Source organism: Rhizobacter sp. Root1221 (assembly GCF_001425785.1).
Taxonomy (GTDB): domain Bacteria; phylum Pseudomonadota; class Gammaproteobacteria; order Burkholderiales; family Burkholderiaceae_C; genus Rhizobacter.
Genome location: NZ_LMDI01000065.1, coordinates 1 through 2,847 on the forward strand (window position 1 = coordinate 1; position 2,847 = coordinate 2,847).

A 2,847-nucleotide genomic window follows, 5' to 3' on the forward strand; every position below is an offset into this window, starting at 1 on the left:
TGCGCAAACTGAATGGCACTCGTATAGTCCGCCGCCAATTTTTTGCTACAGATCCGTTACCAATGGACGCATTCGAGTGGGTCCAGGCGACCGGAATGGGCGCAATCCGGATGCACCATTTCCCTGGTTTGTCGATTTGAGGCTGTTCTCGGCACCTCGGATAAGCAGCAAAGCCGCCGGGGGCGCAGTGAAGGCGCCCCACCGACGGCTGGCCTGGACTGTCGCCGGGCTCGCCGGCAGTCCCTGCGCCGCAGCAACGGGGGCGCAACGCCACACTGGAACGCCTCGAAATCGCCCTGCTGCTGCGGTCAGGCCGAAAACGAGGCCGGGTTCCCCCGCCCCACCACCCGGCGTGCGGATCCGCACCGGGCGGTTCCTCCACCGCCGGAATGCCACAGCTCCCGCTGGCTTCCATCCGGCTTGGGGATCATCACCCTTCGTCGCGGCTGAGGCCGGTATTGCCCTTCGCTGTCTCGCCTTGATCACGAGAGCTTCACGGTTCCATACCCGCTCGCCCCTCGGCAACGCCTTCTACCCCGTTCCTGTTTGTCTGCTCGCAACTTCGCTCCACGCGCGTCCTACCCACACTCGGTCGCCCTCATGCATTGCGCTTCGCTTCGTTCGCTGTGATCAACTTGCGGGAGGACTTACACCTCCAGGAATGCGCCCGTGCCGGGCGCAATCGGCATAGGGGGCCTCCATGATGGAGGCGCCCCTGCCACACCACCCGGCATGCGGGTCCGCACCGGGCGGTTCGGGAGTTTGAGGTCAGGAGAGTCGGGGCAGGCCCAGGCGATCGAAGTAGGCGATGATCATCACGGTGTGGAGCAAACAACCACCGTTGCGCCACCAGCACCGCGAGTTACCCGCGACGCGCTGCGCCGCAGTCTCCGATGCGCCCAGGGCTTTCAGGGATCGTGGCAGGGCGCCGCCAGTGGTACAGCTGGATGGCTCGCATCCGATGCCGCATCCACTCGTCCAGCTCACGCCAGACCTTCGGCGTCTGCGCCAGACCGAAGTAGGCTTTCCAGCCCAGCACGTACGCACGCAGTCGCTCGATCACTTGCTCCAGGCTGCGGCCGCCCGAGCGGCGGGTGAGTTGCCGGATGCGGGCCTTGAAGTCTTGTTGGGCCTTGCGACCCACCGCGTACTTCACGTCCCGCCCCTTGGCGCCCCACAGCTCGTAGCCCAGGAACTTGCGTCCCCGCGCACTGCCCACCGCGCTCTTGGCTTCGTTGACCTGAAGCCTGAGCCCGCCGTACAGCTTCTTCAGCAGCGCCATCGCCCGCTCACCGGCTTTCCTGCTGCCCACGTAGACGTTGCAGTCGTCAGCGTAGCGCGCGAAGCTGTAGCCCCGCGCCTCCAGTGCCTTGTCCACCTCGTCAAGCAACACGTTGGCCAGCAGCGGGCTCAGCGGCCCGCCTTGTGGCGTGCCCATGTGTCGATCCACCTCCACCCCGCCATCCATGATCCCGGCGTTCAGGTACGCCCGCACGAGCCGGAGTACTCCGGCATCGGCGATGCGTTTGCCCAGCCGGTCCATCAGAATGTCGTGGTTCACCCGGTCGAAGAACTTCGCCAGGTCAACGTCCACCACCACGCGCTTGCCCGACTGCACGTACGCTCGCGCGGCCTTCACCGCATCGTGCGCCCGTCGTCCCGGACGGAACCCGTGGCTGTGTTCGCTGAAGGTCGGATCGATCACCGGCTGCAGCACCTGCAGCAGTGCCTGCTGGATCAGCCGATCCACCACCGTCGGAATACCCAGCTCCCGCTGGCTCCCATCCGGCTTCGGGATCATCACCCTTCGCACCAGCTCAGGCCGGTACCGCCCCGTCAGCAGCGCTTGCCGGATCGATGTCGAGCCCGTCCACCCCCGCTGCACCCTTGTTGGCCTTGACCCGCTTCCACGCTCGCTGCAGGTTCTCTCTCGTCAGCGCAGCCTCCAGCAAGGAACCAGCCCCCGCCTTCGGCCTTGCCGACCCTGTGCCCTGGGGCTCACGCGGCGGGCCGCAGGCTTCGTCACTGGCAAGATCTTGCGCGGCTTCACCGCGCGCTACGCTCGCCCGCCCGGATCGCTCCGGCATCTGACGCATGGCCTTTGACATCTGCGTGTCCTCGGTCACTCACTCTCGTTTGGCCCTTCGTGCTTTTGGTTCTGCCTCATCGGCCCCCGACTCGCACTACTACGGCCTCTGCTGACTTCTCGCTCCGGCACTGCCGTCGCCCTTTCAGGCGCGAGGCGAGATCTCCCCGGGTAAGAACGCACTCCTTCGCTGCACAACCGCCGGATCTACGCCGCCTCGCCTTGATCACGAGAGCTTCGCGGTTTTGCGCCCACTCGCCCTGCTCGGCGACGCCTTCTATCCGGTTCTTGTTCATCGGCTCGCAGCTTCGCTCCACGCTTCCTCCCCACACTCGGTCACCCTCATGCAGTCGCGCTTCGCTTCGCTCGCTGTGATCAACTTGCGGGAGGACTTGCACCCCCAAGAGTGCGCCCGTGCCGGGCGCACACAAAAAAGGCCCCGCAGTGCGGGGCCTTTGAGCGTCGGGAGGGGCGGCAGGCGCCCGTTCCGCGCCGGCTTCTTACTTCACGACGCCGGCCGGGATTTCGATCATGTAGGCATCGACGTCCGTGTCCGAGTTGGTGTTCCAGTTCGAGTTGAACAGCACCTTCGTGAAGTCACGGTTCACCGTGGCGTGCGGTTCCGTCCAGTAGCCGTTCTCGACAGCGTGGTGGAAGGCCAGGTTGTAGATCTTCGGCGAAGCCTTCAGCTGGACTGCAAAGATCTTCTTGTGCAGCCACTGCTTGCCACCGTAGTCACCGTAGGTCGACAGAACCACCCA

Annotated in this window: 2 pseudogenes; both read right to left on the reverse strand. The window is 65.3% G+C overall.

The annotated features are described in order from the left end of the window. Positions 1–768 precede the first annotated feature (768 nt). A pseudogene (ltrA, locus tag ASC87_RS27330) lies at positions 769–2,108 on the reverse strand (group II intron reverse transcriptase/maturase). Positions 2,109–2,586: 478 nt separating this feature from the next. Continuing rightward, positions 2,587–2,847 (reverse strand): annotated as a pseudogene (locus ASC87_RS32555) (hypothetical protein); the annotation flags it as partial.